General features: G+C 56.4%; 28 protein-coding genes. 9 read left to right on the plus strand and 19 right to left on the minus strand.

Annotated elements, in window-relative coordinates:
- The first annotated feature begins 19 nt into the window (after window positions 1-19).
- Window positions 20-727: a peptide-methionine (S)-S-oxide reductase MsrA gene (msrA, locus tag KGA82_RS14090; protein WP_223450822.1), complete on the plus strand. Its 708-nt coding sequence runs from the start codon at window positions 20-22 to the stop codon at window positions 725-727.
- 12 nt (window positions 728-739) lie between these two features.
- Here msrA and KGA82_RS14095 read toward each other — a convergent pair whose 3' ends face one another.
- From KGA82_RS14095 to KGA82_RS14110, 4 genes are all read right to left on the minus strand, one after another.
- Window positions 740-1,132: a GNAT family N-acetyltransferase gene (locus KGA82_RS14095; protein WP_008025435.1), complete on the minus strand. Its 393-nt coding sequence runs from the start codon at window positions 1,130-1,132 to the stop codon at window positions 740-742.
- A 65-nt stretch (window positions 1,133-1,197) separates the two neighbouring features.
- Window positions 1,198-2,148, minus strand: a complete 951-nt coding sequence (locus KGA82_RS14100; protein ID WP_223450824.1) for a phospholipase D family protein — start codon at window positions 2,146-2,148, stop codon at window positions 1,198-1,200.
- A 78-nt stretch (window positions 2,149-2,226) separates the two neighbouring features.
- A complete protein-coding gene (locus KGA82_RS14105; protein WP_223450829.1) occupies window positions 2,227-3,240 on the minus strand; it encodes a sensor domain-containing diguanylate cyclase in 1,014 nt (337 codons plus the stop codon).
- A gap of 65 nt (window positions 3,241-3,305) precedes the next feature.
- Entirely contained in the window at window positions 3,306-4,211 is a 906-nt protein-coding gene (locus KGA82_RS14110) for a LysR family transcriptional regulator (protein WP_223450830.1), read from the minus strand.
- 102 nt (window positions 4,212-4,313) lie between these two features.
- On the opposite strand from KGA82_RS14110, the gene KGA82_RS14115 reads away from it, so the two are divergent.
- The gene (locus KGA82_RS14115; protein WP_223450831.1) at window positions 4,314-5,489 is read left to right on the plus strand and encodes an aspartate aminotransferase family protein; all 1,176 of its coding nucleotides are present in this window, start codon (window positions 4,314-4,316) and stop codon (window positions 5,487-5,489) included.
- Between the two features lie 87 nt (window positions 5,490-5,576).
- On the opposite strand, the gene KGA82_RS14120 is transcribed toward KGA82_RS14115, so the two are convergent.
- From KGA82_RS14120 to KGA82_RS14135, 4 genes are all read right to left on the minus strand, one after another.
- The gene (locus KGA82_RS14120; protein WP_223450832.1) at window positions 5,577-6,092 is read right to left on the minus strand and encodes an adenylate kinase; all 516 of its coding nucleotides are present in this window, start codon (window positions 6,090-6,092) and stop codon (window positions 5,577-5,579) included.
- Window positions 6,093-6,156: 64 nt separating this feature from the next.
- Window positions 6,157-8,079: an alkaline phosphatase D family protein gene (locus tag KGA82_RS14125; RefSeq protein ID WP_223450833.1), complete on the minus strand. Its 1,923-nt coding sequence runs from the start codon at window positions 8,077-8,079 to the stop codon at window positions 6,157-6,159.
- Between the two features lie 83 nt (window positions 8,080-8,162).
- Entirely contained in the window at window positions 8,163-8,546 is a 384-nt protein-coding gene (locus tag KGA82_RS14130) for a hypothetical protein (protein ID WP_223450834.1), read from the minus strand.
- Between the two features lie 59 nt (window positions 8,547-8,605).
- Complete coding sequence (locus KGA82_RS14135; RefSeq protein ID WP_223450838.1) at window positions 8,606-9,151, minus strand: NAD(P)H-dependent oxidoreductase; 546 nt, start codon at window positions 9,149-9,151, stop codon at window positions 8,606-8,608.
- Between the two features lie 92 nt (window positions 9,152-9,243).
- Between KGA82_RS14135 and KGA82_RS14140 the strand changes: the two genes are divergently transcribed.
- Window positions 9,244-10,143, plus strand: coding sequence for a LysR family transcriptional regulator (locus KGA82_RS14140; RefSeq protein ID WP_223450840.1), 900 nt, complete (start codon window positions 9,244-9,246; stop codon window positions 10,141-10,143).
- Between the two features lie 215 nt (window positions 10,144-10,358).
- Here KGA82_RS14140 and KGA82_RS14150 read toward each other — a convergent pair whose 3' ends face one another.
- The gene (locus KGA82_RS14150; RefSeq protein ID WP_223450842.1) at window positions 10,359-11,150 is read right to left on the minus strand and encodes a VacJ family lipoprotein; all 792 of its coding nucleotides are present in this window, start codon (window positions 11,148-11,150) and stop codon (window positions 10,359-10,361) included.
- A gap of 166 nt (window positions 11,151-11,316) precedes the next feature.
- Between KGA82_RS14150 and KGA82_RS14155 the strand changes: the two genes are divergently transcribed.
- The 4 genes from KGA82_RS14155 to KGA82_RS14170 all read left to right on the plus strand — a co-directional run bounded on the left by KGA82_RS14155 (window position 11,317) and on the right by KGA82_RS14170 (window position 14,323).
- Window positions 11,317-12,027, plus strand: a complete 711-nt coding sequence (locus tag KGA82_RS14155) for a response regulator (protein WP_008025454.1) — start codon at window positions 11,317-11,319, stop codon at window positions 12,025-12,027.
- Window positions 12,024-13,382: an ATP-binding protein gene (locus KGA82_RS14160; RefSeq protein ID WP_223450844.1), complete on the plus strand. Its 1,359-nt coding sequence runs from the start codon at window positions 12,024-12,026 to the stop codon at window positions 13,380-13,382. Before KGA82_RS14155 ends, KGA82_RS14160 begins: the two co-directional genes overlap by 4 nt.
- 55 nt (window positions 13,383-13,437) lie before the next feature.
- The gene (locus KGA82_RS14165) at window positions 13,438-13,890 is read left to right on the plus strand and encodes a hypothetical protein (RefSeq protein WP_192227809.1); all 453 of its coding nucleotides are present in this window, start codon (window positions 13,438-13,440) and stop codon (window positions 13,888-13,890) included.
- A gap of 91 nt (window positions 13,891-13,981) precedes the next feature.
- Complete coding sequence (locus KGA82_RS14170; RefSeq protein WP_008025459.1) at window positions 13,982-14,323, plus strand: potassium channel family protein; 342 nt, start codon at window positions 13,982-13,984, stop codon at window positions 14,321-14,323.
- 128 nt (window positions 14,324-14,451) lie between these two features.
- On the opposite strand, the gene KGA82_RS14175 is transcribed toward KGA82_RS14170, so the two are convergent.
- From KGA82_RS14175 to KGA82_RS14190, 4 genes are read right to left on the minus strand one after another with little or no spacing between them, the layout of a single operon-like run.
- Complete coding sequence (locus tag KGA82_RS14175) at window positions 14,452-14,673, minus strand: formate dehydrogenase subunit delta (protein WP_008025460.1); 222 nt, start codon at window positions 14,671-14,673, stop codon at window positions 14,452-14,454.
- Complete coding sequence (gene fdhF / locus KGA82_RS14180; protein WP_223450851.1) at window positions 14,670-17,552, minus strand: formate dehydrogenase subunit alpha; 2,883 nt, start codon at window positions 17,550-17,552, stop codon at window positions 14,670-14,672. Before fdhF ends, KGA82_RS14175 begins: the two co-directional genes overlap by 4 nt.
- The gene (locus KGA82_RS14185; protein WP_223450853.1) at window positions 17,549-19,105 is read right to left on the minus strand and encodes a formate dehydrogenase beta subunit; all 1,557 of its coding nucleotides are present in this window, start codon (window positions 19,103-19,105) and stop codon (window positions 17,549-17,551) included. The genes fdhF and KGA82_RS14185 overlap by 4 nt, the downstream gene beginning before the upstream one ends.
- Window positions 19,105-19,581: a formate dehydrogenase subunit gamma gene (locus tag KGA82_RS14190; RefSeq protein WP_008025466.1), complete on the minus strand. Its 477-nt coding sequence runs from the start codon at window positions 19,579-19,581 to the stop codon at window positions 19,105-19,107. The genes KGA82_RS14185 and KGA82_RS14190 overlap by 1 nt, the downstream gene beginning before the upstream one ends.
- A 424-nt stretch (window positions 19,582-20,005) precedes the next feature.
- On the opposite strand from KGA82_RS14190, the gene KGA82_RS14195 reads away from it, so the two are divergent.
- Together KGA82_RS14195 and KGA82_RS14200 are read left to right on the plus strand one after the other, a co-directional pair.
- Window positions 20,006-20,755 (plus strand): hypothetical protein, encoded by a 750-nt coding sequence (locus KGA82_RS14195; RefSeq protein WP_207285699.1) that lies wholly within the window; start codon window positions 20,006-20,008, stop codon window positions 20,753-20,755.
- A gap of 35 nt (window positions 20,756-20,790) precedes the next feature.
- Complete coding sequence (locus tag KGA82_RS14200; RefSeq protein WP_008025469.1) at window positions 20,791-21,159, plus strand: PH domain-containing protein; 369 nt, start codon at window positions 20,791-20,793, stop codon at window positions 21,157-21,159.
- Window positions 21,160-21,266: 107 nt separating this feature from the next.
- Here KGA82_RS14200 and KGA82_RS14205 read toward each other — a convergent pair whose 3' ends face one another.
- The 6 genes from KGA82_RS14205 to KGA82_RS14230 all read right to left on the minus strand — a co-directional run bounded on the left by KGA82_RS14205 (window position 21,267) and on the right by KGA82_RS14230 (window position 26,801).
- Window positions 21,267-21,635: a hypothetical protein gene (locus tag KGA82_RS14205; protein ID WP_223414554.1), complete on the minus strand. Its 369-nt coding sequence runs from the start codon at window positions 21,633-21,635 to the stop codon at window positions 21,267-21,269.
- A 186-nt stretch (window positions 21,636-21,821) separates the two neighbouring features.
- Window positions 21,822-22,127: a DUF3077 domain-containing protein gene (locus KGA82_RS14210; RefSeq protein WP_008036612.1), complete on the minus strand. Its 306-nt coding sequence runs from the start codon at window positions 22,125-22,127 to the stop codon at window positions 21,822-21,824.
- 570 nt (window positions 22,128-22,697) lie between these two features.
- Window positions 22,698-24,629 (minus strand): hypothetical protein, encoded by a 1,932-nt coding sequence (locus KGA82_RS14215; RefSeq protein WP_223450854.1) that lies wholly within the window; start codon window positions 24,627-24,629, stop codon window positions 22,698-22,700.
- A gap of 3 nt (window positions 24,630-24,632) precedes the next feature.
- The gene (locus KGA82_RS14220) at window positions 24,633-25,106 is read right to left on the minus strand and encodes a hypothetical protein (protein ID WP_223450856.1); all 474 of its coding nucleotides are present in this window, start codon (window positions 25,104-25,106) and stop codon (window positions 24,633-24,635) included.
- Entirely contained in the window at window positions 25,103-26,305 is a 1,203-nt protein-coding gene (locus tag KGA82_RS14225; protein WP_223450858.1) for an ABC-three component system protein, read from the minus strand. The genes KGA82_RS14220 and KGA82_RS14225 overlap by 4 nt, the downstream gene beginning before the upstream one ends.
- A gap of 166 nt (window positions 26,306-26,471) precedes the next feature.
- Window positions 26,472-26,801 carry a hypothetical protein gene (locus KGA82_RS14230; RefSeq protein ID WP_223450860.1) on the minus strand — a complete coding sequence of 110 codons (330 nt, stop codon included), beginning with the start codon at window positions 26,799-26,801 and terminating at the stop codon, window positions 26,472-26,474.
- Window positions 26,802-26,919: the final 118 nt, after the last annotated feature.

Raw genomic sequence — 26,919 nt, forward strand, 5'->3', positions numbered from 1 at the left:
TGATTCAGGAGTCCGCCTCATGAAAACCCTGTTCACCTTGCGTCGCACCCTGTTGGGACTGGCCGCCGCTGGCGTCATCGGCCAATGCTCTGCGTTCTCTTTCGGATCCACCGAAGACGCGGTCATCATCCCCGCACCCACCCTCGACGAAATCACCCAGGCCCACAGCGAAACCGCCGTGTTCGCCGGCGGTTGCTTCTGGGGCGTCCAAGGTGTGTTTCAGCATGTCAAAGGCGTGAAGAAAGCCGTCTCCGGTTACGCGGGCGGGGCGGCCGACACCGCTCAATACGAGCGGGTCAGCGGCGGCAATACCGGTCACGCGGAATCGGTCGAGGTGACCTTCGACCCCACTCAGGTCAGCTACGGCACCTTGTTGCAGATCTACTTCTCGGTGGCTCACAACCCGACCGAACTCAATCGTCAGGGACCTGACCACGGCACGCAATATCGCTCGGCGATTTTTCCGGAAAACAGCGAGCAGCAACGTGTTGCCCAGGCCTACATTGCCCAGCTCGACGCTGCGAAATCGTTCAACAAACCGATCGTCACCAAGCTCGAAACCTATAACGGTTTCTACCCGGCAGAAGAGGAACATCAGGACTTTCTGACTGAACACCCCACCTATCCGTACATCGTTATCAATGATCTACCGAAAGTGGCCCAGTTGAAGAAGTTGTTTCCGGAGCGGTATCAAGAGAAACCGGTGTTGGTGAAGGCGGGGATGTAACTGGCGGCTTGGTTACTTACGACGCGGACGCTCCATCGCGATGGTCGACGTTTCAAACCCCAGGCCCGAAAAGAAATCCGAAGCACCTTCGCGACCCGCTCGTAAAACCCAGGTGATCTCGTTGTTGTCACCCATGACATGCTCAACCAGAGCACGCCCGACACCTTTGAGTCGATGGTGCTCACACACGACAACCATCGACAGATAACCGTTGGACAGTCCATCGGTAATGCCTCGGGCGAACCCAATGATCCTGGAATCCTTCACCGCAATGGCTGTGCGTTGGGAGTTAGCGATCAGCAGAGCAAAATGATCAGACGAACCTGTGCGATGGGCCCATCCGTTCTTTGCGAGAAAAAGGCGAACAGATTCAACCGCTGCGGGTTTCAAGTCACAGATGTACATGGTGTCTCTCATGGTCGTTGGGGGATGCCTTGTCTGGCGCACATGACGATGGAAATAACTAATGTCTAGTCGTCACACATAAAGCTGGATATGTTGTCTCTGTTCAGCTTAGTAATACCTTGCTCGTACCAGTCTGAAAGGTGGATTTTAATTTGGCTTTTTCTATGTTTTATCGGGAAGGGGCGAAAGCGTTTTCCTTGTTTTAATGAGTAGATGTAATATGTCTTGCCGCTTTTTATGATTCGGTCAAAACTGTAAAAGTCAAGGTAGTGACCTTTGTTGCTGGTGCAGATAACGATGTCGCCCTCATTGTAGGGGCATCCGCTTGAAGCGTCATAACAGAAAAAGTCACGAATGCCCTTATGCTCAATGGTTGAAGTGTTTTCCTTTAGTACTTTCTGTGCGCGCTCTTTTGTCTTCTCGGTGTGATAGGTGTCCCATATAAAAATTGGCAGTGACTGGTTAGACTCATCCTTTAGCCAATCAGGACCGTCGGCGTATTGCATGCCTCTGGCTAAGGCCTTTTGCATCTTGTCGTGATTTGCTCTGTAAAGGTTTAAATGCCTGTTGAAGGTGTCCGTACGAGAATAAATATCGGCGGGTGATTTTTTGATTGTTGCAATTTCTTTTTTGTAGTTGTTGTGAAGCTCCTTGCTGGTAATAACTACACAAGTGTCGCGAAATAGACTGATTCCGGTGCTTGTAAAATTGGCACTTCCAATAATGACGGTCTTCGGAGCTATCAAGTACACCTTCCAATGGGTGCTTGCCTGATAACCAAAGTCTACAGAAAAGTTAAGCTTGTTATTTTTGATGTCTCTGCAGTGTTCAATGAAATCGGGGGAGGAGAATGAGTTGATTGTTCCGATAATAAGCTCAATGGAGTTTTCATTTTTTAACATTGTGTCAATCAGGTTTTCTGTTTTGCTTGCAAAGGCACTAACTATTGTTATTTGTTTGTTGTGAATTTTTTCTAAATAAGCATTTAGATTGTTTTCGTTGTTCAGAATTTCCATAACAATGCTATTGCTCCATTTTTTGACTTGCTGAGGTTGTCACTACATCTTGAGGTGATCATGGATTAACCAATACCTTCACCCTGAAATCACATTCTTGCCCGCCACTTTCGACCGATACAACGCTTGATCAGCCCTGGCCAGCAGCCCGGTCTGTTGTTCTTCTTCAAAGCGTTGTACGACGCCAAAACTCATGGTTACTTGAAAGTCTCCCACTGGCAGCAAACTGGCGACGTTATGGCGGATTGTCTCCGCGAGGCTTCTGGCGTCGGCCAACGGGGTATCGGGAAGAATGATGATGAACTCGTCACCGCCCCAGCGCGCCAGCAAATCGCCGTCGCGTACGCAATGTTTCACGCTCTGGACTACCTGCACCAACGCGGCATCCCCCAAGGCATGGCCGTAGTGATCGTTGATGTTCTTGAAGTCGTCGATGTCCATGGCAATCAGCGACAGCGGCTGGCGGAAGCGTTGGGCGCGATCACATGCCTGAGGCAGGTCCTTGCTCAGGCGATGGCGATTGGCGATTGTGGTCAGTGCGTCGGTTTCCGCCAGTTTGCGGTTTTCTTCGAGCTGAATCTGCAGTTGCTGGTTGACCCGGGATAACTCGCGGGTGCGTTCTTCGACGATGGCTTCGAGGGATTTGTTCTTTCGTTCAAGCTCTTCGAACAAGCGCTTCTTGTCTTCGATGCTGCGGTGCGCACCGACCATGCGCGCCACCGAACCGTCGGCGTTGCGGGCGAGCACGTAGCCGCGGTCTTCGACCCAGGTATAGCTACCATCCTGCATGCGGCAGCGATACTCGGCCTGATAACCGGGAGCCTGTTGGCTCAGGTAGGCGTCAAACAGGGCCATGACCCGTGGGTAATCCTCGGGATGCATCACCGATTCCCAGGTAAACACCGTGTTGTCGAGGGAATGAGGTGGGTATCCGAGCATTTTGTACCAGCCGGGGTTGCGGTAAACGAACCCGGTATTGGCGTTCCAGTCCCAGATGCCATCACTGACCAGTTCCAGGATGGTGTGCAGCATGTCTTCGTTCAAATCCGACAGATTGAACTTCAACGCTTCAATATCCGAGGCCCCATCCATCACTGCTCTCCCTGACCAAAGCGACCCGCCAGTCGAGGAGATTAGTCGATGGTGCATTCAACCGCCTAGTGCTTGCCCCACATCGCTATGGCGAAGTCGACGAAACGGCGTAATTTCGGCAAGCGGTAGCGATCCTGAGCGTACATCAGGCTCATTGGCCGGCTCGGCGGCGGGTAATTGGGCATCAAGGCCACCAGTGTTCCGTCCTTGAGGTCTTGTTCTACCAAGGCGTCGGGTAACAGCACGATGCCCATGCCGGTGCGTGCCGCCTGATGCAAACCGGCGGAGCTGTTGATCAGCATCGGTCCACTGACCGCCACCGCTACTTCGCCTTCGGCCCCGCTCAGACGCCATTCCTTTTCCACCGATTGCCAGTCATCACCGGCCGGGTAGGCGAAGGACAGGCAGTCGTGGTGTCGCAGGTCATCAGGTTTTTCCGGGTTGCCGCGACGCGCCAGGTAGATCGGCGATGCGCACATGGTCAGGGTGTAGTCCACGAGTGGACGGGCGATCAGGTTGGTCTGTTCCATGTTGCCCAGGCGAAACGCTACGTCGATGCCGTTTTCAAGCAGGTCCGGGCGGCGGTTGGTGAGGACCACATCCAGTTTGACGCGTGGGCACAGCAGGGCGAATTCGCTAAGCGCCGGTGCCAGTTTTTCCGTGCCGAAGGTCAGCGGTGCGGTAATGCGCAGGGTGCCGCTCGGCTCGTCGAGGGCCTGCTCGGCCAGGCGTTCGGATTCGGCCACCAGTCCCAGCACTTCCAGGCAGCGTTGATAGTACGCGGTGCCAAATTCCGTCAGCCGTTGGCGCCGGGTCGTACGGTTGAGCAAGCGCACACCCAGACGCTGCTCTAGTGCCCGCAGGTGATTGCCCACCATGGTGGTGGACATTTCGCACTGAAAAGCGGCGGCGGTCATGCTGCCGGATTCCACCACTCTTACGTACACGGTCATTGCCTGGAACAAATCCATTATCAAGCCCGACTTTAAAATGATTGAAGTATTGCAGCGTTTATCCAGCTCAGGTGGCTAACCATACTGCAAAAACACCGACCATTGATGGAGCTTGATGTCATGACCGCCGCCTGCCTGATGAGTACTTACCAACCGCTGGCACTGAGTTTCAGTAAAGGCCTGGGCACGCGCCTGTGGGATCAGGCCGGTCGTGAATACCTGGACGCGGTGGCGGGCGTGGCGGTGACCAACGTTGGGCACTCTCATCCTAAAATTGTCTCGGCGATCAGCGAACAGGCCGGCCTGCTGCTGCACACCTCCAACCTCTACAGCATCGACTGGCAACAGCGGCTGGCGCAGAAACTGACGCGCTTGGCGGACATGGAGCGGGCGTTCTTCAATAACTCCGGTGCCGAAGCCAACGAGACCGCGCTAAAACTGGCGCGGCTGCATGGCTGGCACAGAGGCATCGAACAACCCTTGGTGGTCGTCATGGAAAACGCGTTCCATGGCCGGACGCTCGGCACGCTGTCCGCCAGCGATGGCCCGGCCGTGCGGCTGGGGTTCAATGAACTGCCGGGTGATTTCGTCAAAGTGCCGTTCGGCGACCTCAAGGCGCTGGACAAGGTCCAGCAGGCCCACGGCGCAAGAATCGTGGCAATCCTGATGGAGCCGATCCAGGGTGAAAGCGGCGTGCAACTGGCCCCGCCCGGTTACCTCAAGGCCGTGCGCGACCTGTGCAATCGGCGTGGCTGGCTGATGATGCTCGATGAAATCCAGACCGGCATCGGTCGCACCGGCCAGTGGTTTGCGTTCCAGCACGAAGGCATCGTTCCGGATGTCATGACGTTGGCCAAAGGCCTCGGTAACGGTGTCCCCATCGGCGCCTGCCTGGCCCGGGGCAAAGCCGCCGACCTCTTCACCCCCGGCAGCCACGGCAGCACGTTCGGCGGTAATCCACTGGCCTGCCGCGTGGGTTGCACCGTGCTGGACATCATCGAAGAACAGGGCCTGCTGGCAAACGCCAAAATACAGGGCGAACGCCTGCTCGCCAGATTGCGCACCGAGTTGGCCGATGACCCGAACGTGCTGGCGATTCGCGGCCAGGGCCTGATGATCGGCATCGAACTCAAGCAACCGATTCGCGACCTGACCCTGATCGCCGCCCGGGATCACGCCTTGCTGATCAACGTGACACGGGGCAAGACCATCCGCCTGCTGCCACCGCTGACGATTGATGAGCGCGAGGTGGAGATGATTGTCAGAGGGGTTGGTCGGGCGGTGAAAACGGCCTGAGCTACTTTAATGCTGACCGCTTTTTGTAGGAGCCAGGCTTGCCGGCGAAGGCGCTCTTGAGGACGCTTTCGCCGGCAAGCCTGGCTCCTACAGGTGCGGTTCGCTCTTATACGGCCGGGAATCAGCGAAGTCGGTGATGTCCGCGCGGTTCAAGAGTCGCAGTTTTGAACCGGCGAACCCTTCGAACAGCTGCCGATGCACGGCAAACCCACTGGAACCTTCGCGAGCACGATAACTGCCGGCCCAGTCGAGCAAGGCGATCAGCCTCTCGTCCTGCTCATCCCGATTCGCTTCACGCAGACGAACATTGGCGACGCATTCCTCATCGTCAACACACAGCCAGATCAACGCCGTGGCCCTGTGGATAAGTTCGCTGACGATCCAGCCGTAGACACCTTCGATCACCCAGCGCTCTTCATCTGCTGCGATCCGCGCCATGCCCAGGGCTTCGGCGCGGGGGCGGGCGATGCTGTGTTCGTCGGACAGCCAGTGAATCGCGTCCAGATCAACCCAGGGTATTTGCAGTTGGCTGGCCAATCGCTCGGCCAGCCAGCTCTTGCCGGAGCCGGAATTGCCAATGATCAGGGTTCGGATGAGATCCATAAATCACCACGATCTACTGTAGGAGCAAGCTTGCTCGCGATGCAGACAACTCGGTCTCTCGCCTTCAGTCTTCAGCCTCAGGCGCCACCATCCGCGTCTTCGGCGAGCCATCCGAATTGTGCTGGTAAATCGCCTGCGGCTGTCCTTTTTCATTAAAGAACACCTGCCCGATCCCCGCCGAATTCCACAACCGCTCACCCGCCTCGGCATGCTCCGGAACATGCGGCACGATGCGCATGCGCCGGCGTTTGGTCAGCCAGTTCAGCGGTGAGCGCGGCGAATAGAGCCAGCGGTTGAGGCGGTCGAACCATTCCAGCAGCGTCGGCGGAAATTCGTTCTTGATACCGCTGCTGGTGATCTGCCAGATCCTCGGGCCCGCCTTGCGGTGTCGGATCAGCACTTCGTAGACGAAGGAATAATGCACATCGCCTGACAGCACCACGTAGTTACCCGGTGTACGCGAGTGTCGGAAAATGTTCAGGATCACCTGCGCCGCGCCGCGATGGGCCATCCAGTTTTCCGCGTCCACCAAAAGGGGATAACCGAACCAGCTGAACACCCGTTGCACGGTTTCGATCAGTTTCACACCGAACACCGGCGCGGGCGAAACGATGATCGCCGACGGGTGATCCAGCAGTTCCTGTTGCAGTTCGCAGAGGGCTTCCCAGTCCAATAGACCCGAGGGTTGCTTGAGTGTCATCTCGCTGCGCCAGCGCCGGGTGCGGGTGTCGAGCACCACCATCGCGGGGCTGGTGGGCAGCACGTAATGCCAGTGCTGAAACTTCAGCAGCTCATCGATCAAGGCGTCCTGCACCGGGCTGTCGAGGTAGCCGTCTTCCCCGGTCGCGCTGAAACCATCGGTCTTCGCCAGCACCGCGCCGAACGCATCCGGGTTGTTGCCCCAGCCCTGGCACAACATGTAAGCGATCAGTGCGTTGCCGATGATGCGCTTGGAGAACGGGTGGCCGTAGGCCGTTTCCTCCCATTGCGCGGAAAGATTCCAGTCATCGGTAATATCGTGGTCGTCGAAGATCATCAGGCACGGCAGATGCGCGAAGGCCCGTGCGACACCGCCCAGGCCAGCCTTGAAGGTATCGATGCGCGTCTGCTCCAGCGCATAACGCTCGCGCCGTTCGGGAATCAACTTCGGCGGTTTGGGCGCGATCAGCGTCCAGGGTGTCGGCGACCACACCAGCAGGTACATGGCCATGACCTCGGCGAAGGTCACCAGATGATTGTCGGCACTGCTGCTGGTGAAAATCGGCTTGCGCGCCCCGCCGAAAAATCGCTCGCGCAGGGTTTCATTGCTTTGCAGCGCCGGTAACAAATCCGCACGGTGGTAGTAGCTGGCCGCATGCTCATAGAGCTTGGCGCTGTCGCTGACCACGGCGCCTTCGAGGTGTTCGCCGAACAATCCCAGCCGTGCGATCAAGGCATGAATGGCCCGCAGCATCGGCCCGGCGACATCATCGGCGTACACCTGATCGCCACTCATCATCAGCAACGCCGGGCGCTCAGTGGCCTTATGTTCCGAGGCCAACAAATGATCGACGCAGAGCAAGCCGTCGGCGGCGGGGTGATGAGGTTTACGGCAAGAGCCATGCAGCAGTTGGTCTATCCGCGAGCGCAAAACAAAATTCGGGCAGCGTGCTTCGCCATACAACAGATGCGGCGCCCATTCGGCGATGCCCGTCATCGCGTCATCAATCAACAGGTCGTATTCGATCAGCGTGTCGCAGGGCAGGGCGTTGTCGAGCGGCACATCGATCAAGTGAATGAAGGCATGGGTACCGACGGGAATGATCGTGCATTGCCCGGCGTCGAGGCGGATGTCGCCAACATCTTGCAGGCGCAACGTCAGCGACAACGCCCGCGTGCCCACGAGCCACAGCACCAGCCGTGAAGGCTCCAGGCGCCGCAACAGCGGCCCGACCAGAACCGGTGGCAGTGGGGTGCAGTGGTCAGGCAGTGGCAGTGATTCGGACATCCGGGTTCAAGACTCTTGGCGCACAGGCCGGCGATGATAACGCAGACCTCTGCCTGAACTTCATCAATTGCCTGGGGTAACGTTTACTTGGGGGGGAAGGTCGTTACCCACAGCAACAGCGTGAAAAATGCCGCCACCACACTGCAGGCCCCGGCGATAAAATGACGGCCGACCGGATGTTCGCCTTCCTTGAATCGGGCGATGACGAAGAGCCACGTCCCGATGAACACCCCGATGAACGCCATCAACGAATAAAGAAAATACGCCGGGCCCCGTGTTCCAGCCTGTTCGGGGGCCATAAAGATCAGCACGACCACACCCACGAGGAAACTGGCCAGGGCACCTGCCAGGTTGGCCAGCCACAGATTGACGCTGCCACGATTCCTCACGATCCAATGCCATACCCCCGCTGATGCAGCGAGGAACACCAAAATGCCGAGGGGTACCATTGATTCTTCCTTGTTCATGGGGCGGGAGAGACGATGGCGTGCACGATATCAAATCAATGGCTTTGAGCTGAAGAGTGTCATGGGTTGTGTTGAAACTGCTCAATCCTGGCCCGGTATTCAGTGGCGATGACATTCAACTCCGACCCCGGCAGCTTGTTGGCCCGATACACCAGAAACGGCTCGCTCCACGCCCATTGGCAGCGATGCGCAGTCGCGCGCAACGGTTGCAGCAATTGCTCAAGGGGAAACAGGTTAACGCCGGTTTCACTGTAGGCCTCGGGCGTATTGCCCGCCGTCGCCACAATCATGATCGGCAACCCTTCAAGCCTGGAGCCCTGCGCTTCATATGCGATGTAGTACATCTGCGTCAGCACGCGGTCCTGCCAGTTTTTCAGCAGCGCCGGCGTCGAGTACCACTGCACCGGAAACTGCAGCACCAGCCGTTTTGCCGACAACAAGCGCTGCACCTCCACGGCGGTGTCGACTTCATCGGTCGGGTAAAGCCCATACAGATCGACGATGGAGACGCCCGGCAGATCCTTCACGGCATCGAGCAAGGCGCGGTTGGCGTGTGAACGTCCCAGATCCGGGTGAAAACTCATAATCAGCGTGGTGTCGTTCATGGGATTACCCGGTTCAAGTGAAGGGAGCCACAGCGTGCCAGCGTGCTATAAATTGCTCCAATGGATGGTTTGTCTAATTAGGTATTGATTCAATGAATCTACGTTCGGTGGACCTCAATCTGTTGACCGTGCTCGATGCGTTGCTCGACGAAGCCCACGTCTCCCGCGCCGCCGAGCGTGTCGGCCTGTCGCAACCGGCGGCCTCCAATGCGCTGGAGCGTTGTCGGCATCTGTTCCAGGATCGCCTGCTCGAACGCGTGCCGTGCGGCATGCAACTGACCCCCAAGGCGCAGGCCTTGCGCGGTCCGTTGAAGCAGATTCTGGGCTCGGTCAGCACCCTGGTCGGCGCTGCCAGTGCCGACCTGAGCACCCTGCGCCAAACCGTGCGCATCGTCATGGCCGACTTCCCGGCGATCATCGTCGCGCAACAGTTGCACCAGCGACTGGCCGAGTTGGCACCGGGCATCGACCTGGTGATTCAACCCTGGCAGGGCGGCGAAGCGGCTCAGGAGAGTTTGAGTCGCGGCCAAAGCGATCTGGCCATGTCGGTCTTCCCGCCCCTCGGACCGGACTACACCCGCCGCCTGCTGTTGCACGAGCATTTCGTGGTGGCGATGCGCGCCGGGCATCCTGCAATTGCAGACTTCAATCTCGAGCGTTGGCTGAGTTATCCACACGTGCTGGTGTCTGGCCGGGGCGCAACCTGGGGCCCGCTCGACGAGTTGTTGAAAGGTAGGGGGCTGGCGCGACGGGTCGGGATCGTCGTGCCGAGCTTCGTCATGGTTCCGGATCTGCTGCTGGGCTCGGACCTGATTGCGATGTTGCCCAGCCAGTGCCTGTCGATGCCGATGGCCAAGACGCTGCACGCCGTGCAGCCGCCGATTGAGGTTGAGGGATTTGCGGTGCATCTGGCCTGGCATAAACGCCGCGATGAGGACGCGGCGGTGCAGTGCGTAGCGCAGGTGTTGGAGGAAGTGATCGCTGCTCACTGACATCCGCCTCACCGTTGGCGACCAGCCAGCGAAACAGCTCGCTCACCGACACCGTGTGACTGCGCTCGATCCAGCGCACCAGCGCCGGGCCATAGTGTTCGGTGTAGCGGGTGAGCACCAGTTGGCGACAGTCTGCGGACAGGCGCAGGGTGATTTCCCGGCAGTGCAGATTCGCCTCATCGTCGCGGGTCACGCGGTGTTGAAGAATCAGGCCTTCAGAAACCATCGGCCGGTGCTCCTGTGCATTGTGGTTGAGTGTTCTTCGGCGAGCCTTGTTTGCCCTCGATCACGAAAGCTGCGCGATGCTCGGCGACCACGTTGCGCAACGCGCTGTAATAGTCCGGCAGTTTTTGCAGGCTGTCGGTCAGCGGCAAGACTTCGGCTCGGTCATCGACGATATCGCCGACGGTGTTGATTGTTGAGAGTGTGTCCACGGTATCGCTGTTATCGCCGAACGGATCGACCACGAAACTCAGCACACGCCCGGCCGCATCACGGCTGTTGGACGTGCCGAGCAACGGCAGTTCGACGATCGGCCCGTCGCCGATGCCCCACACGCCGAAGGTCTGGCCGAAGTCGGCTTTATGACGGGGAATGCCGGCCATGCCGGAGACGTCGATCAACCCCACCACGCCCACCGTGGTATTCAGCGCGAACCGCCCCAGCGTATTGACCGAACGCATCGGGTTGCCTTGCAGCAGGTCGTTGATAAACACCTCGGGCTCGCCGAAGTTCGCCACGAAGTTATGCACACCCGTCTGGAAAAAGTCCGGCGTGTGGCGATAGCCGCGAGCGACCGGCGCCAGGGCGTAGTCATCCACCACCCGGTTAAACGCGAAGACCCCGCGATTGAGCGGTTCCGCCGGGTCGTACACCGAATAGGCGATGTCGGCGCAGCTCACTTCGGCGCTGGACGACGGCTGGCTGCTGCAGCCCGCCAACCCGGCGGCCAGCACGGCAATCGAGGTGTTGCGGGCCAGCCAGGGAGCACATTTGAAAGGCAACATGGACGCGAGTCTCGGGAGGAATTGGCGGCGATGCTGGGCCCCGAGCCTTGCGCAAAGATGTCCGGTTTATTGCGCCGCTGTCGTTTTATTGCAGGATTGAAATATATGACGCGCTGCCGTGAATGGTTTTAGATGACGGTTCCATTCGCCCCGTAAGTGACCTTCGGTGAACAGCCTTTTAATTGTCGACGATGACCTTGAAGTCCTCGATCTGCTGAAAAAATTCTTCGTCCAGCACGGCTACAGCGTCGAGGTCGCCACCGACGGCGCGTCGCTGTGGGCGGCCATCGAGCGCCAGGCGCCAGACCTGATCATTCTCGACGTGATGTTGCCCGGCGACAGCGGGCTGATCCTGTGCCAGCAACTGCGCATCCGCCACGCGATCCCGGTGATCATGCTCACCGCCATGGGCGAACTCAGTGATCGGGTGGTCGGCCTCGAACTCGGCGCCGACGATTACCTGACCAAACCCTTCGACGCCCGCGAACTGCTGGCCCGAGTGCGTGCCGTGTTGCGCCGCGTGGAGGACCGTCGACCGCTGGCGCAGGAACGTCCACGGCCGCTGATCGACTTCGCCGACTGGCACCTCGACGTCACCCGCCGGGAACTGCGCTCGCCGGACAACGTGATGATCCCGCTGTCGGCCGGTGAGTTCGATTTGCTGCTGGTCTTCGTCGAACACCCGCAACGCATCCTCACCCGCGAGCAATTGCTGGACCTGGCGCGCGGGCATTGTCACGACGCGTTCGACCGCAGCATCGACGTGCAAGTCAGCCGCTTGCGACGCAAACTCGAATCCGACACCAAGCGCCCGGCGATGATTCGCACCGTGCGCAACGGCGGTTACCTGTTCACTCCAAGTGTGACGCGGCGATGAACTGGCTGAAGCGGATTCGCCGGGACACGGTGGCGCGCTGGATCGCCTTGACCATCATCCTCGCCATGCTCATTTCGCTGGCGCTCAACGGGCTGTTCATTCAACTCGCCGGCGTCTGGGCGCGGCCGCCGCTGACTGAAACCGGGCTGCTGGAAAAAATGGCCGCCATCACCCGCGTCATCAAGGCTGCCCCGGTGCCCCTGCGCAGCCAGTTGGCACAAGCTGTCAGTGATGAAGGCTTTACCGTCAGTTGGCACCTTGATCGACGTGAGCTCAACCTGCCGACGGTGGAGGATCTGGATTCCGAAATTGGCTCGACCCTCTTGCAGCCGTTGCTTAAATTCGCAGGTCGAATCCAGACCTACGAGCCGGCTGACTGGACGGAACCCTCGGCGGACGCGCATTACGCGTTGCTGATCGAGCTGCCCGACTCGTCCTGGCTGATGTTTTCCGCGCCCTCACGCAGTTGGGGCCTCGACGAAACGCCGCGTTACCTGATCGTCATCCTGCTGGTGCTGATCTCCACCGCGCTGGTCGCACTGATCGCCACCCGTCGCCTCGCCACACCCTTGCAACGCTTCGCCGAAGGTGCCCGACGCTTCGGCATCGATTTCCGTGCTCCGCCCATCGAACCCCTCGGCCCGCAGGAAATCCGCCAGGCGATCCTCGCCTTCAACGCCATGCAGGCCCAGTTGCAACACTTCATCCGCGACCGCACGCAAATGCTCGCGGCCATCTCCCACGACCTGCGCGCACCGTTGACGCGCATGCGTTTGCGCGGCGAATTCATCGAGGATGCCGAGCAACAGCAGCGGCTGTTTCGTGACGTGGATGAAATGCAGGCGATGATCAATTCGGCGCTGGAGTTCTTTCGGGATGACGCGCGGCTTGAACCGGCGACCCAGTTTGATCTGGCGGAACTGCTGCAAACCTTGCGGGATGATTACCGGGATCAGGGTGTCGAGATCGCCTTCAGCGGGCCGCAACGGCTGGTGTATTTCGGGCGGCCGTTGGGGCTTAAGCGGGTGATGACCAATCTGCTGGATAACGCGATCAAGTACGGTAGCGAGCCCGCGATTGAGCTGATGCCTGATGCGGGGGAAGTGCGGATCAACGTGCTGGACCGTGGCCCGGGAATTCCGCAGACCAGTCTTGAACAAGTGTTTGTGCCGTTCTTTCGTCTGGAAGGCTCGCGGAATAAAAGCACGGGCGGGGTAGGGTTGGGGTTATCGGCTGCACGGGCGATTGTGTTGGAGCACGGCGGCGAGCTGAAGCTGCGCAATCGGTCGAAGGGCGGGTTGGAAGCGTTAGTGGTTTTGCCGGTGCATCCGGGGACAGGATTCGGACTACAGTGAATGATCCATGCAGTTCGCGGGCGCTGGGGAAGGCGCTGATCAGAGGAGAGGACTTATGAAACGGATCATCTTGCCGGCACTGGCCGCCATGATGTTGGTGCAACTCCCGGCCTATGCCATCAACGACAAGTACCGCAAACAACTTGAGCAATCCGGTTGCACCCAGGTCAGCGAGACTCAGGGCTGCGATATCCACAAGAGCAAAGCGGAAAACGCCAAGGCCGGATTCACCAACCCCGCGGCGGACAGCACAAATACCCAGACGCCTTACGCCGGGCAATGGGTCGCCAAGAGCGATGCCGGCGCGACCGTTGCCACGATTCGTATCGATGCCAAGGAGCAAGTCTGGGTCAACGGCAAGCGGGTAAACGCCAAGCGCACCGATGGCACGCTGCAGTTTCACCAGGGCAAACTCACCTTCACGATTCAGGGCGATCGGCGGTTGCAGAATGAGGATTACTGGACCGACAGCGATGCCGGGACCAAGGGGCCGATTCAGATCGAGTAGCCCTTACATCCTGGGACGCGGCATCGATTTCCAATACTTGTGCCAAGCTGATGAGTGTCAATCCGCCTGCCGCCCTCAGGAAACCCACGACATGAAGCCTGCAAATACGTCGAACATCCGCCGAGAGTTCTACAAAGCTGTCGGCTATTACCTTCGAGTTGTCTGGCCCATCCTTTCCACCATGCTGATCGTCATCGTCACGTGCGGCCTGATCATCAGCTACCTGGAAGGTTGGGATCCTTTCGATGGCATCTATTTCGGCTTCGTGACCGGCTTGACCATTGGCTATGGCGAGCTGGTGCCGAAGTTGCCGGTTTCGCGGATATTGGCAATATTGCTCGGGTTCAACGGCGTGCTGCTCACGGCGATCTTTGCGGCGATCAGCGTGCGGGCGATCGAGATCGCGGTGCGGGTGACCGATGGCGATAAATAAGGCGGAACACCACACACAACCCCTGTAGGAGCGAGCCTGCTCGCGATGCAAGTCCATACAACGCGGGCATCCAGACAGCCCGCGTTATCGTTGACGACCATCGCGAGCAGGCTCGCTCCCACAGGGTTTCAGGCCTCCCAACCCGCCCCGCTGACCGCCTCTTGCGCCAACGGATGCAAATCCGCCCCCTGATGCTCTGTCTGCCAGGCCAGCAACTCCTTGCGCATGCCCGGCGTCCAGTACATCTGTAGATGATTACGCACACCGAGCACGGCCTGTTTCCGGTCCGGTTCGGTGGCGAAGTACTGGGCGATCTGGTTGACCATCTTGATCAGATTGGCAGTGCTCATCGGCGCACCTCCGCTTTATCACCACGGGCCTGACGGCGTTCCTTGAGCAAACGGTGCTGTTCGTCAGTGAACTCCTGGAAGCGTTTTTGCCACTCGGACGGGTGGTACACGCGGCTGACTTCCACGGCGGTGACCTTGTACTCCGGACAGTTGGTGGCCCAGTCGGAGTTGTCGGTGGTGATCACGTTGGCCCCCGATTCAGGGAAGTGGAACGTGGTGTACACCACGCCCGGCGCGACTCGTTCGGTCACCCGCGCACGCAGCACGGTCTGCCCGGCGCGGCTGCCGATGCCGACCCAATCGCCTTCATTGATGCCACGGCTTTCGGCGTCGGTCGGGTGGATTTCCAGACGGTCTTCGTCGTGCCACGCGACGTTCTCGGTACGCCGGGTTTGAGCGCCGACGTTGTACTGGCTGAGGATGCGCCCGGTGGTCAGCAGCAGCGGATAGCGGTTGTTGACCTTCTCCTCGGTAGGCACATAACCGGTGAGCATGAACCGCCCTTTGCCGCGCACGAATTGATCGATGTGCATGGTCGGCGTGCCGTCCGGTGCGGCGGCGTTGCACGGCCATTGCAGGCTGCCGTGGCGGTCCAGTTCGGCGTAGCTGACATTGGTGAACGTCGGCGTCAGGCTGGCGATTTCATCCATGATTTCCGATGGGTGTTTGTAGTTCATCGGGTAGCCCAAGGCGTTGGCCAGCGCCACGGTGCCTTCCCAGTCGGCCTTGCCGCCCAACGGGTCCATGACCTTGCGCACCCGCGAGATACGGCGCTCGGCGTTGGTGAAGGTGCCGTCTTTTTCCAGGAACGAAGCGCCCGGCAAGAACACATGGGCGAACTTGGCGGTTTCGTTGAGGAAGATGTCCTGCACCACCACGCATTCCATGGCCGACAAGGCCGCGGTGACGTGCTGGGTGTTCGGATCGCTCTGGGCAATGTCTTCGCCCTGGCAATACAGGCCCTTGAAGCTGCCGGCCAGCGCAGACTCGAACATATTCGGAATCCGCAGCCCCGGATCGGGTTGCAGGGTGACGTTCCACGCCTGTTCGAACTGCGTACGGACCGTTTCGTTGGAAATGTGCCGGTAGCCGGGCAACTCGTGGGGGAAGGAACCCATGTCGCAGGAACCTTGAACGTTGTTCTGCCCACGCAACGGGTTCACGCCCACGCCTTCGCGGCCGATGTTGCCGGTGGCCATGGCCAGGTTGGCGATGCCCATGACGGCGGTGCTGCCCTGGCTGTGCTCGGTGACGCCCAGGCCGTAATAGATCGCGGCGTTGCCGCCGGTTGCATACAGGCGAGCGGCGGCGCGGATGTCGGCAGCGTCGACGCCGCAGACAGGGGCAAGGGCTTCCGGCGAATTCTCCGCACGGCTGACGAATTCGCTCCAGCGGGCGAAGTCATTGCCCTCGCAACGAGCGTCGATGAAGGGCTGGTCTTGCAAGCCTTCGGTGATGATCGTGTGGGCCAACGCGTTGAGCATGGCGACGTTGGTGCCGGGGCGCAGGGCCAAGTGATATTCGGCGCGGGCGTGTACCGAGTCCACCAGATCGATGCGACGCGGATCGATAACGATCAACCGCGCACCTTCACGCAGACGGCGTTTGAGTTGCGAAGCGAACACAGGGTGCGCATCGCTGGGGTTGGCGCCCATCACCAGGATCACGTCAGCCTGCATCACCGAGTCGAAACTCTGGGTGCCGGCGGACTCGCCCAAGGTTTGTTTCAAGCCATAACCGGTCGGCGAGTGGCAAACCCGCGCACAGGTGTCGACGTTGTTGTTGCCGAACGCGGCGCGCACCAGTTTTTGCACCAGATAGGTTTCTTCGTTGGTGCAACGGCTGGAGGTGATGCCACCAATGGAATCGCGGCCATATTTCTGCTGCAACCGACGAAATTCGCTGGCGGCATAGGACACCGCTTCATCCCAGCTGACTTCCTGCCATGGGTCGCTGATGTTCTTGCGAATCATCGGTTTGGTGATGCGATCCGGGTGGGTCGCATAACCCCAGGCAAAGCGCCCTTTGACGCAAGAGTGGCCGTGGTTGGCCTGACCGTTTTTGTCCGGAACCATGCGCACCAGTTGGTCGCCTTTCATCTCGGCGCGGAACGAGCAGCCCACACCGCAGTAGGCGCAGGTGGTGATCACGCTGCGTTCCGGCTGGCCCAATTCGACCACGCTTTTTTCCATCAGCGTCGCGGTAGGGCAGGCCTGCACACAGGCGCCGCAAGACACGCATTCCGAATCGAGGAAGTTATCACCGCCAGCAGCGGCTACGCGGGATTCAAAACCACGCCCGGTGATGGTCAGGGCAAAGGTCCCTTGGGTTTCTTCGCAGGCGCGCACGCAGCGGTTGCAGACGATGCACTTGCTCGGGTCGTAGTCGAAATAAGGGTTGGAGGTGTCTTTCACATCCTCCAGATGGTTCTCGCCTTCATAACCGTAACGCACTTCCCGCAGGCCGACCTGACCGGCCACGGTTTGCAGCTCGCAGTTGCCGTTGGCCGAGCAGGTCAGGCAGTCCAGCGGGTGATCGGAGATGTACAGCTCCATGACGTTGCGGCGCAGCGTTGCGAGCTTCGGCGTCTGCGTATGCACGGTCATGCCTTCAGTGACCGGCGTGGTGCAGGACGCGGGATAACCGCGCATGCCGTCGATCTCCACCAGGCACATGCGGCAGGAGCCGAAGGCTTCCAGGCTGTCGGTGGCACACAGTTTGGGAATGGTGGTGCCCATCAGCGCAGCGGCGCGCATCACCGAGGTGCCTTCGGGCACGCTGATGCTGCGACCGTCGATGTTCAGGGTGACTTGCACCTGGCTTTCGCGAGCGGGAGTGCCAAGGTCGATATCGGTTTTCGGGTCGAAGAGAGTAATCATTGCTCGGCCTCCGAAGGCTGCAGACCGAAGTCGGCGGGGAAATACTTGAGGGCGCTGGTGACCGGGAAGGGGGCCATGCCGCCCAAGGCGCACAGCGAACCGTATTGCATCGTGTCGCACAGGTCCTTGAGGATGATCACCTGCGCATCGCGTTCGCTCTGGTCCGGCGCGGCCAGCATCCGGTCGATAACCTCAACGCCCCGGGTCGAGCCGATGCGGCAAGGCGTGCATTTGCCACAGGATTCTTCGGCGCAGAACTGCATGGCGAAACGGGCCATTTGCGCCATGTCCAAGGTGTCGTCAGCCACGACCACACCGCCGTGACCGACCATCGCGCCGATGCCGGCGAAGGCCTCGTAATCCAGCGGTGTATCGAATTGCGACGGCGGTACCCAGGTGCCGAGCGGGCCGCCAACCTGTGCGGCTTTCAGCGGCCGGCCACTGGCAGTCCCGCCGCCGTAGTCTTCCACCAGTTCCCGCAGGGTCAGGCCAAAGGCCCGTTCAACCAGACCGCCGTGACGAATATTGCCCGCGAGTTGGAAAGGCATCGTGCCCATTGAACGGCCAATCCCATAGTCGCGATAAAACTGCGCACCTTTCGCCAGAATCAGCGGCACCGAGGCCAACGTCAGCACGTTGTGTACCAGCGTCGGCAGGCCGAACAGTCCTTGTAGAGCAGGGATCGGCGGCTTGGCGCGGACGATCCCGCGCTTGCCTTCCAGCGAATCCAGCAGCGCCGTTTCTTCACCGCAGATATAAGCGCCGGCACCGACGCGCACTTCCATATCGAAGGCCAGACCGCTGCCGCCGACATTGGCGCCGAGGTAACCCGCTTCACGAGCAATGTTCAACGCTGCACGCAGAGTGGCCACGGCATCCGGATATTCCGAACGGACATAGATGTAGCCGAAGGTGGCGCCGACGGTAATGCCGGCAATGGCCATGCCTTCGATCAGCAGGAAGGGGTCGCCTTCCATCAACATGCGGTCGGCGAAGGTGCCGGAATCGCCTTCGTCGGCGTTGCACACAATGTATTTCTGCGCCGCCTGAGTGCCGCGTACCGTGCGCCATTTGATCCCGGCGGGGAAGGCCGCGCCGCCACGGCCACGCAGGCCTGAATCGAACACTGCGGTTGCGGTCTCTTCGCCGCCAATGGCGACGGCCCTTGTTAAGCCTTCGAAACCGCCGTGGGCCCGGTAATCGTCAAGCGACAGTGGCCGGGTAATACCGGCGCGGGCGAACAGCAGGCGTTGTTGAGATTTGAGATAAGGCAGCTCTTCCACCAGACCCAGGGCCAGAGGATGGCTGGCGTCTTTTTGCAGCGCATCGAGCACGGACGGCACATCGTCTGCGGTCAGCGGACCGAAGCCGATCCGGCCTTGCGGGCTGTCCACTTCCAGCAGCGGTTCCAGCCAATACAAACCGCGCGAACTGGTGCGCTGCAGCTCCAGCGGCAGATTACGTTCCTTGGCCTGAGTGATCAGCGCTGTGGAGACTTCATCGGCTCCCACAGCACGGGCAAGGGAATCACAGGGCAAATAAAGAGTCGGCATCACGCGTCCTCCCGGCAAGCGTCGAGCAAGGCATCGAGACGCTCAGCACTGAGCCGCGCATGCACCCGGCCATCCAGCTCAAGAGCCGGCGAACAGGCGCAGGCGCCGAGGCAATAAACGGGGCGCAAACTGATGTTGCCGTCGGCGCTGCTGCCGTGATCGTCCAGTTGCAGGCGGTCGCGCAACTGCGCGGCCAGCTCCTCGGCGCCACGGCTCTTGCAGGACTCGGCGCGGCACAGACGCAGAATATGGCGGGCCGGTGGCGAGGTACGGAAGTCATGGTAAAAACTGATCACCCCGCGAACCTCGGCCTGACTCAGGTTGAGGGCATGAGCAATCTCGGGGACGGCCACATCGGGGATGTAACCGATGCGTTCCTGAATATCATGAAGAATGGGCAACAGAGCGCCGGGGGAGCCTTTGTGGCGCTCCAGCAGGCTGTTGACCAAAGGCAGGTGCAAACTCTCATCAGGCATTCAGCAATCCTCACGGTCACGGACAAACCAGAAGGTCGTCGTTCGTCCGAAAGTGTCGGCTGCGGCACTCACACCACGTCACGGTATCGTGGCAATTTCAGGCCGGTGGCCAGGGCACCCTGAATGGGCATCTTGTTGTGCCCGGCACGGTCTTCGCCGCACCTCAATAAGGGCATAAAAGTCAGATTGCCACGCGGCCCTTTATTAATCCGCACCAAAGCGACGTGCTCGGTTCTGTCTACGACCACCCATTAAGTCTAGACGAGAGGCAGCCGAAGGCGTCAGATGCACCTGGCACTCGGGATTCAATTCAATAAACAGGGGCTAGCAGTAAATAGAGTCTGTCCCCTTTGCTGCCAGTGGACGGCAAGGCGGCAAAACAGTAGCGTTGCGCCACTTTCATCAACTTTGTAACGGACTACACATGGCCACTGTCACTCGAGTCTCGCGCCTGTTCTGCGCAATCACTTTCGCCGTCGTGATGACCCCGGCGCTCGCCGGCCTGTCGAGTGAAACCCCGACATACGCCTGGGACGGCTACCTCTCCGATTGCCAGAAATTTCTGCAGGTGGTGGCCGAGGTGCAGGCCGGGCGCCAGACACCCAAAGAAGCTAATCCCGCTATCAAGATGCATCTGAGTACCCTTGAGTTCCATCGCTACTACCTATCCCCGTCAAGCCTTGGCTCCCCCGAATACGCTCGTTGTGAGAGCGGCGTTCCCATAGCGGAAGAGATCGCGCACAAGGGCGAAATTGAACTCAGCAAAGACGTGGACGAGTATCTCGCGCAAGCCCAGATCAAACACCTGGCCTCCCCGGCATACAAGCGCGCTCGCTCTCTGGGCTTCACCGACGTCGGCGAAATCGGGGAACTCGACCAGCACGCCGAGCTGGATGGTGAAGCAAATCTGAAGACCTTGATGATCAGAGTCGATTCTGGTTGCGGCGAACATTTCCGCGCCGCGAAATACGTCAAACCTTATGTGATCTACACCGTCGGTCCTGACGATGGCACCTGCGCCATTAACCGGAACGTCGCAGTGTTGGGCGGCAAAGTCGCGGAGTGGGGCGAGTACATTGATGAAGAAGCGATTTTTCAGTATGTGGGATGGAAGAAACTGCCCGGACAGGATGGATTCCCCGTCAACATTCGAGTCGTGAAAGTGGTGAAGTAATCCGCAGGATTTTTCTTCGAACGGAGGATGGGCAGATGATCGACTTCAACAACAAAGGCTTCTTCAAACTCAAGCAAAACGAAGAATACGCAGAACGGGTCAGTGCACTGCTGCTGGAAGGCGAGCACGTCATCGACTCGTACAAATCCATGCGCGACGGCGTCGTCTTCACCAACAAACGCATCATCGCCGTCAACGTCCAGGGCATCACCGGCAGCAAAAAAGACTTCACCTCACTGCCCTACAAAAACATCGTCGCCTACTCGGTAGAAACCTCCGGCACGTTCGACCTGGACTCGGAACTGGAGATCTACTTCTCGTCGCTGGGAAAAGTGAAATTCGAATTCACCGGCAGAACATCGATGGTAGAAATCTCCAAACTGATCTCCCAACACCTCCTCTAACCCGAGCCCCCAAAAGCCCCGAAAACCCCGGGGCTAACGCCCACCCCCTGTAGGAGCCGGCTTGCCGGCGATAGCGCCAAACCAGCCACCACCAACCCCAAAGCCACTCACCCAGAAACCAAATACGACCAAGCCTGCCCAAGCACAACCGCGCCAACAAAAACACTCACCGTCCCGGCAAACAAATGGCGCAGAAACAGATTCTCGGGCTGCTCAAGCCTCGCAATAAGCCACATCCACGTCCCAACCAACGTGCCTAGCCCAGCCATAATCGAATACAACATAAATGGCTCTTCCGGCGACGGAGTCCCGCGGGCAGCTTGGGTCAATAGCTCCACCACTATCGCGACAATAAGGCCGCTCACAACCCCCGCCAGATTCGCCAACCACACATTCAGTGTGCCACGACAGCGCACCACCCAAACCCACATCCCAAAGAATGTACCGTTAATAGCCAGCCAGTCGAACAACATCATTCACTCCACTCCTTGGTTCAAAAAAATCAGGGCCAACATCACCCCACAAACAACCCCAACCCCCTGTAGGAGCCAGCTTGCTGGCGATAGCGCCAAACCAGCCAACATCACCACCGAACGACTGCCACCATCGCAAGCAACCCGCCCCCACAGACTTCCTACCTTATCGACTGACGGCTACAACCCTTAAGCCTTCGCCCCCGCCCGCTTGGACCCCGACAAAGAATCCCGATCCCGCGTCAGCACCTTCACCGCATCATCCACCAACGCCTTACTCATCGACGTCAAATAATGCGCAGCCCAGGCGTGGCGATCGGTGTCTTTGGCGTAGGCAGCATCTTCGGTGAGCGTTTTGGCCAGGAACAGGAAATCGGAAGCCATAGATAACGCATCGCCGAGGGGGACGTCGCGGGTGACGTGGAAGAGTGGTTGATCGCCGCAGTAGATGGCGGGGGTTAGGCCGATGGTTTTGAGTTCGGGTTGGTTGGTCATTGGGCACCTCCAGTAGCGGAGAGGCGATGGGGGAGGGGTGAAGCGTTACGCGATTGGGAATTGCGTAGAGGGGAAAGCCAAATTTTGTACGGATTTATTCTAGTCATGGTCAACGTCCTTGATTTGAGGAGCTGCCACGAGCCTTCTCACGGGCTTGGGTGACAGCCGTGCGCGGGGTGAGAAACCGGCAATCAAGGCAACCGGTAGACCCGAAGGTCTCCCACGCACAGCCGCCATAAAGCCATATCGCAGACGAAAAAAAACGCCGCGATTGGTTTTGGGGCGCTTTGCGCCTTGATTGTTTCGGGCTCTCACACCCGGTCGCTGAATTGGCAGCGACGGTGGGAGGGTAGCGTGCAGCCCTCTTTCCTGCAACCTCAAAAGCTTCGTCCTGATATCTCGAGGGATGAGGCAGTTACTACTGTTTTTTTACGCGACATACTTGTTTGAAGTAAGAAAGGGAGGGCTAAAATCTCAATTTCGATTTTGAAAATGTAGTCTTCCCATCATTAACCTTTGATGGGAAGGAATAGCTATCTAGGTTTTGATAGCTATTCAAACGTAGCAAAATCAGTAATCGTTTATTAATCCTTTCTCAAACTTTTCGCTATGCTTACTGAATCGTTTGACTAGATGAAAATTTTTCCCTTCTGTAAGAAACTTTGGTAGATCATTATCGACCACAATAATCTGACATTTTCTATTGGATTTTTTTGCGTATTTGCAGATAGAGCTGAATCGCTTAAATATTTTGTCGTAGACTACTGGGTCCGAGAACTCAGAGTCCTCATCATCGCGAACATTTCGACCTATATTTTGACCGGGAGTATCCACCATTAAAAATGTTGGAAGATTTCCTGGCTGCTTGAGCAAGAACTTTAGCCTTGCCGCAAAGCTTAGTATCGACGTGATCGTTCTAACGCCACCCGACGAGTGGTTGTAATAAGACATGTCTCGAAAGTGTGGTATAAATTTCTGATCAAGATAAACGTCTCTTACGTTTTGCAGTCCACTATTCCGAATATAAAATCTGAATATTCCGGATAGTGTTTTTACGATGTCGTCAAGTCCGACTAAGGCATCCTGAGCGATCTTGATACTGAGTTTTAGGCGTGATACGACAGACTCTTTGTTTTCAATTTTTTTTGCTAAGTCATCGTATTTATTGTTAATGGCGATATCTCTCTTGAATTCAGATATCATCACGCGCAGTTCAACTTTTTGTTTTTCGACGGCCTCAATTGATTTGAGAAGGGCCGAAATGTTTTCTATATTTAATGTGTCAAACTTTACCGAGACTCCCCCAAGGACCTCTGTGATTTTATTCGCGTCTTGCTCCAGTTTTTGGTTTTGATCCCATATTCCATCCAGCATTGCTTGCACGCCAGAAGCCCGATTTTTTATAGATTTAATTTCTGCGTCAATGACATCATCTTTCAAATATTCGGTAGAAAGTGAAACCTCACTGCGGCACAGAGGACATGAAAGTTTGTGGTCTTTTAATAAATCAATCGAGATGCTTTCTCGAGTGATTTTTGAAATTTTGAGGCATTCAAGATCACTAAGATATGTTGACTTTAGACTGGAGAAAGACTTGTATTTACGCAGGTTATCTTCCAGGGTTCTATTCTTCTCGCTTAGCTGGGTTTTTAAAGAGGAAATTTCACCCGCCATTGATAGCGCAAGGTCAGTAGCGAATTGATAGTCGTTTTTAAGCGATTCGCCACTTTCACATAGACTCTCCAAATCAGACTCTACGATTTGGAGTTTTTTATCAATTGACATTCCTTGCATAGAGATTTTTACATCTGCGAGAAATTTTGATACTGCTAGTTGGTTGCTTCTAAACTTATTTAGCTCGCTCGACTCAGCTGCAAGGTCTTGAGTTAAAGCAGCTAGCTTGTCGTCATGAATATTGAAGACAAACTTTTGAACCTCTATGTTTTTGTTGAATAGTGCGGGGTTTCCAAAGTTTAACAAGCTGTCGGCACCAACCTTGGTCTGCCTAAGATAAAGTAATTTCATCAAGTCACGAAAGCTCAGGCGGTCAGAGTTCGCGTCATCTCTAATTCGTGATTCTTTAATGCTTACCTTTGCAATTCCGAGTGAGTCTAAGATAAAGTCGGAAACCCAGCCATCAGGCATTGCTTGCGAGGGAGAACCAGACATCAACATAGGAAATGTATTAGATGCTTCGCTGATTTCGCACATGAAAACTCTGATGGCTCCTTGCTCATCAGAGATTGATCTTTCGAATGTACAAATAGCTCCATTCAAGTCAACTTCTAAGAGTGCAGACCGTCCCTTGGCGGACAATTCCTCATAGAGCAGGCTTGCATTTTTACCGCCTAGGCAGTAGTCAATAAGATTTAGGATGCTGGATTTTCCACAATCCATATCCCCCCAAATAATATTCAGGCCTTCCTTGAATTCTGCTTCGTAATTTGAATCAATACCTTTAACTACTAGCTTCCTAATGATTAGATACGGGCTGAATTCCATTTTTTATCCCAGACTATTTTTTTGAAGGATGTTTAAAGATTTTCCGACTAAAGGCTTCAGGAGAGAAAGACTTAGCTTCCAATCTTCTACGAGATCGGTATTTATTTCGAGTGATCTCACCCCGGAGGTAACGAAGCAATCCGATCCATTGACGCTTATGTCAATATAGCCTTCGGCTTGAAGCATTAACATGCTTTGGAGGAATTCGGTTACATCTTGATAAGACCCATATTCAGCATCGTTGCTATATAGTATGTCCGCGTATGGGCTATTTTCATTTAATCGATTAAATGAAACTAAAAATGAGTGCATGTCCTTAGGGTTCTTTAGGAGGTAATCAAAAAGCGCCCCTTTTTGTATTGTTAATACACTATCACCGTTTTTGTTTTCTCCGAGTTGGTCTACGACAAACCATCGGCGAAATAGGGATACGTACAATTCCTCCCTGAAGTCAGTGAAATCTAATACGCCTTTCATGACATCATATCTCGGATGCTGTCGTCGGTTACGTCCTTGTCCCAGATTACTGTGCGATCAACTTTATTGGCCAATTGATGAAGCAGGCCACCTTTGTGCATAAAATTTATATATCGCACGCCACACGCAAGAAGTTTACCGTCTTGATCTCTTAGCTCTCGATGAACCGCGTTAAATATTTCATCAGCCGGTTTTGTTCGATTACTGTTATACGCTTGGCGGTAAAGGCTTAAAACTTTTACTTGTAAGTCTGCTAAGTGTTCTTTGTCGTCACGTTTAGCAGCTTTTGAAATAATTTCCGCATGAAAAAAAGAAGCCTTAGCGTCCGCGACGCCCATCTCACCAATTTCGGAAAGTATCAGTTTTATTACGAATACTTCTTTGTCAAAACTGTTTTCATCACCGCTATACTCGAGAGAAGCGACACTTGTCATGGCTTTTTCGTAAGAAATTTCTTCCAGAAACTTTTTTACCCGTTTAAAAGATAGATCCTTCTTGCTTGCAGGTTTGCAGATGGATGTATGATCATGATCTAAAGTAAATTTATCGGAGGTTTTAACTCTATATGGTAGAGAGCTGACTTCTGGAACGAGCTCATCATGTGTCGCGATCAAGTAAACGCATTTAGGAAGCTCATCTTTTCTTTCGCTCCATTCTGAATTTATCCCATCGGAGTATTCAGAAAGAGGTTGCATTTCCTTTGCGTTAGTGTTCGCTGTTGGCGCTAACAGCAGTGCTCCGATTGAGCCTTTATGTGGAACCGCCATCGATATGTAGCCAATTGGACGCGGACCTTCACCAATAACGTAATTCAAGATATGATCTTTGGCAATCAGCCCACCCATGCTATGAGCTACAAGAACTACTTCATCAAATTCATCTAGTTCAGTACGAAGGTATGTGTTTAGCAGGTTACTGAGATATCGGATGGGCTTGTTCTTTTGAACTTTTGTGTCAAAACTGACAAAGGGTATTTTATTTAGTAGTTTTTTTAAGTTTTGAACTGCTGCCGATTTAAATACGTCTACTACTTGGGTGTAGTAGTCGAATTCAAAGAACTGAAATTCTTTATTGATATGGTCTTCGGTTGACAGCATTTCGCTGAAGCGCTCGCCACCACTATTCACCCATGTGTCTATGTTGCCAGTGAAGCCATGAATAAACACTACTCCGATTTTTTTAGTAGCAGGCTCTTTCATCCTTGGGTGACCTCACAAAAGGTATAAACGAAAATATCAGTTTTGTGCTGTCAATATGCCACACTCGGGCAGTTTCTACACCTTCCGCTAGAAATGGTACAGATTTGTTACTCATCAATATTAGGCGGGTAGCATCGGTGTTCCTATGGAAGGGCGTGCTCTCTGCTCATTGGATGTCTTTCAGGTAATCCTTAAGCGCGATGAGCGGGACATCAAGATGCTCCCTGGTATGCGCAGCGTTGAAGTCTGCTGCCAACCTGTGTAGTTCGCGCCCCAGGACTGTATCTACACCGCCGATGGCGTACAGCGCCAAACCCACACAATTAGCCACTCTAAACTGAATACCCTCAACATCCCCCCGCCGCACCAACAACCCAAAAACCTCCCGCTCATAATCACTCATGATCGGATCATCCCGCAGAATCGGACTCGACCCCTCCGTCTCATAAGCCAGCTTGAGACAGAACAGAGCAACAGTTTCCAGCAGCAGTTCCATGGGATGAATCCTTGATAAGTCGTACCGGCCGAGGACGAAAAAAAGCCAAAAGCATCACCAGCAAGCCGGTTCCCACACGTCAGCGGGGTGCCAGGTGCTTTTCTACAGGCGAAAAAAA

This window comes from Pseudomonas sp. BF-RE-22 (genome assembly GCF_019956155.1).
GTDB classification, from domain to species: Bacteria; Pseudomonadota; Gammaproteobacteria; order Pseudomonadales; family Pseudomonadaceae; genus Aquipseudomonas; species Aquipseudomonas migulae.